At 58.7% G+C, this 3,590-nt stretch carries 5 protein-coding genes; 3 read left to right on the top strand and 2 right to left on the bottom strand.

What is annotated here, in order from left to right:
* From ABYM29_RS15215 to ABYM29_RS15205, 3 genes are all read left to right on the top strand, one after another.
* Positions 1 to 595 (top strand): LLM class flavin-dependent oxidoreductase (locus tag ABYM29_RS15215; RefSeq protein WP_372865643.1); only part of this gene is annotated, 595 nt, incomplete at its 5' end.
* 114 nt (positions 596 to 709) lie between these two features.
* Positions 710 to 1,285 (top strand): cytochrome b, encoded by a 576-nt coding sequence (locus ABYM29_RS15210; protein ID WP_372865642.1) that lies wholly within the window; start codon positions 710 to 712, stop codon positions 1,283 to 1,285.
* 40 nt (positions 1,286 to 1,325) lie between these two features.
* Complete coding sequence (locus ABYM29_RS15205) at positions 1,326 to 1,907, top strand: YceI family protein (protein ID WP_372865641.1); 582 nt, start codon at positions 1,326 to 1,328, stop codon at positions 1,905 to 1,907.
* A 90-nt stretch (positions 1,908 to 1,997) separates the two neighbouring features.
* Here ABYM29_RS15205 and ABYM29_RS15200 read toward each other — a convergent pair whose 3' ends face one another.
* Both ABYM29_RS15200 and ABYM29_RS15195 read right to left on the bottom strand, forming a co-directional pair.
* A complete protein-coding gene (locus ABYM29_RS15200; RefSeq protein WP_372865640.1) occupies positions 1,998 to 2,954 on the bottom strand; it encodes an alpha/beta hydrolase in 957 nt (318 codons plus the stop codon).
* Between the two features lie 129 nt (positions 2,955 to 3,083).
* Positions 3,084 to 3,590, bottom strand: a 507-nt coding sequence (locus ABYM29_RS15195) for a class II fructose-bisphosphate aldolase (RefSeq protein WP_372865638.1), incomplete at its 5' end; no start/stop codon positions are given.

The raw sequence follows: 3,590 nt of genomic DNA, 5'->3' as shown, positions 1-3,590 counted from the left end.
TACCGTCGGTGTCGGCGGCCGCGAAAAAGACTACCAGGCACTGGGCGCCGACATGAAAGGCCGCTTCCAGCGTATGGACGAACAGGTTGCGCTAATGAAACAAGTGTGGCGCGGCGAGCAAATTGCCGACTACGACGAGATCGGCCCCGAACCCATACAAGCCGGCGGGCCGCCAATTTTAGTCGGCGCCATGGGCCCCAAAAGCATTGAGCGCGTTTCCAAATGGGCCGATGGCCTGTACGGCTTTGCCATGGGCGGCGACGCCGGACTGATTAACCACTTTTTCCAGTCCGCCGATCAAGCCTGGGAAAAGTCCGGGCGCAGTGACAAACCCTATCGCATGGGCGGCTTTTGGTACTCGCTGGCCGACAATGGCCAACAGGCGCTGCGCGACTACGTGTTCGACTACTTGAAAATCTTTGGCGAGGACGAAGCCCAGAAAGTCGCCGCCACCATGACCATGCACGACCCCAAGGCCATTCTCGATGGCCTGGACGCCATCGAAGCGCTGGGCTGCGATGAAATTCAGCTGGTGCCAGCCAGCGCCGACCTCGCCGAAGTCGACCGCCTAGCCAATCTACTGGCCGGCCGCTAACCCATCGAAAAAGCTGGTTAATTCGCGCAAAAAAATGCGCTTTTTAATCAGCTTGGCGCATCTATACTGGGAGCATTGTCAAACGGCGAACCGCCAGGGAAGAGTGCCAGAGCTATGCCCCTAAAGAATACTAACACCCGCTACGGCTGGATCAGTGTCGCCCTGCACTGGAGCATGGCGCTGGCCATCTTCGCCATGTTTGGCCTCGGCCTGTGGATGCGCGACCTCGGCTACTACGACCCCTGGTATCGCCAGGGGCCGCATATTCACAAAAGCCTCGGCATAGTATTGCTGGCGCTGTTACTGCTGCGCCTGCTGTGGCGCGCGGTCAATGTTCAGCCCGACGATGCCCCCGGCATGCCACGCTGGGAGCGCGTCGCCGCCCACCTCACTCACTACACCCTGTACAGCCTGCTGCTGCTGATGATGATCGCCGGCTACTTGATCTCCACCGCCGACGGCCGCGCTATTGAGGTGTTTGACTGGTTTAGTGTGCCCGCCAGCCTGCAGAACCTGCCCAACCAGGAAGACATTGCTGGCGAAGCCCATGAAATACTCGCCTGGCTCATCATCCTGATAGCCGGGGTGCACAGCGCCGCCGCGCTAAAACATCACTTTTACAACCGCGACAATACCCTGAAAAAAATGCTGGGCATTGCCGACAACACCCCATCGCGACGGTCCCGCTAACACCGCCGCGACACTATTGGCTCACAGAGAAGGACGCATTATGAAGCACATACTCACCCTCGGACTGGCACTACTGCTTAGCCTTAGTGGCAACCTGCAGGCCAGCGAATACAAAATCGACACCGCCGGCGCCCACGCCTTTATACAATTTAAAATTAAACACTTGGGTTACAGCTGGCTGCACGGCCGCTTCGACAGCTTCGAGGGACGCTTTAACTACGACCCGAAAAACCCGACGGCGGCCAGCGTCAAGGTGACGATTGATACCGCCAGCCTGAATAGCAATCACGCCGAGCGCGACAAGCATTTGCGCGGCAAAGATTTTCTCAATGTCGACAAATACCCCAAGGCGACGTTTGTCAGCACCGCCTTCATTCCCAAGGGCGACGGTAAGGCCGAGCTGAAAGGGAAACTGACCCTGCACGGCGTCACCCGCGAAATCAGCATTGATGTGCAAGAAATTGGCGCTGGCAAAGACCCCTGGGGCGGCTACCGCCAGGGCTTTACCGGCACCACGGAATTCGCCCTGAAAGACTTTGGCATCGACTACGACCTCGGGCCGGCCTCGCGCACCGTACAACTGATTCTCGATATCGAGGGCATCGCCCAAACGATGATGTAAGCGGAACCTTTTGACAACCACCCAGTCTCAATATCGACTTATCTCGATACCCTTTTTTCGGAGCCCCTGTTGGCTCCGTTTTTTTTGCGCTTAGCGGCGGAAAAATAAGAAATCGTCGCAGGCCTGCCAAATTTGCGCCCGGTAGTGCTCTCCCTCTTTCACCAAATGATGGCGGGCACCGGCAATCATCACCTCGCGCAGGTTGCGGTATTTTCTGCGCAGCACCGGCAGGTTATAGCGCCAGTCCACGGTGTCGTCGGCATCGCCCTGCAAAATCAACACCGGGCAATCACAGGCTGGCTGGGCGTGAAACCACGGCAGCCATTTTTTCAGCGCGCCCACCCAGCTCACCGGCAAAATACGCGGCTGCAGGGGGTCGCGCTCGCGCAGAAATTCCAGAAAAGCCTGGTCATCGGAATTGTCGGCAAAGCGGCGCGGTAGGCTGTGCATAAACAGCTTCAGCACACTGTGCGCCGGCTTGCCCCACCAAAACGCCCGCGGGCGCACCAGCGGCGCCATCAACACCACCTGCTCAAAATCCTCGCTGCCGCCATCGAGCAGATGCGAGCCGACAATCGCACAGCCGGTACTCTGCGCCATGGCGAAACGCCGCGCCGGCAGGTCAAAGGGCGCCACCGCATCGAACGCTGCGCACAGCACCTGGCGATAAGAAAAGAAGCTGTCGATCGCCGCGCGCTCACCCGTCGACAGGCCATGGCCCGGCAAGTCATAGGCCACCACCGAGCAGCCGTGCTTTAGGCAGTAATTGATCACATTGTCGAACAGCCCCACGTGATCGTAGTAGCCGTGATAGACAAAGGCGGTGCGCTCGGCCCCCGGCAGTTTGAACACCTGGGTGGCAATCCGCTGGCCCTCCGCCTCGAAATAACCGATGTAGTGGCGCAGTCCGGGGTAGTCTTTTTCCAGATCGATGCCATAGTAGGCGCAGTACTCGGGCAGCCAGGGCAGGCTATTCACCGTCGACGCCGGCGACAGCGGCTGGAGGCTGGGCAGGTTTTGCTGGTCGATCTTGTCGGGCCACAACATGGGCGCTTCCTTATTCTTAACAATCACCGCGTATGAACGCGTCAAGAGTATGCCCCGCCTGAGCGCCAAAAATAAAGCGGGCATAAAAAAACCCGGCGGTGCCGGGCTTTACAGTGACGATGACGCCGCTTACTTGATATTGGGATTCAAGCGACCCGACTCGTATTCGCCAAACATCGCTTCCAGACTCAGTGGCTTAATCTTAGACGCGTTGCCGGCGGTGCCAAAGGCCTCGTAGCGCGCCACACAGATTGCCTTCATCTCATCGATGGTGGCCTTGAGGTATTTGCGCGGGTCGAACTCGCTGGGGTTTTGCGCCAAGAAGCGACGCACCGCACCGGTCGATGCCAGGCGCAGATCGGTATCGATATTGACCTTGCGCACACCGTGCTTGATGCCTTCGACAATTTGCTCAACCGGCACACCGTAGGTCTCGGGGATTTCACCGCCAAACTCATTGATAATCGCCAACCACTCCTGGGGCACACTGGAACTGCCGTGCATGACCAGATGGGTATCGGGAATGCGGGCGTGAATGGCCTTGATGCGGTCGATGGCCAAGATGTCGCCCGTCGGTGGCCGGGTGAACTTGTAGGCGCCGTGGCTGGTGCCACAGGCAATCGCCAGGGCATCGAC

Source organism: Spongiibacter sp. (assembly GCF_041602295.1).
Lineage (GTDB): Bacteria > Pseudomonadota > Gammaproteobacteria > Pseudomonadales > Spongiibacteraceae > Spongiibacter.
Note: the sequence above shows the minus strand (reverse complement) of the source record. Positions and strands in the feature narration are given on the sequence as shown.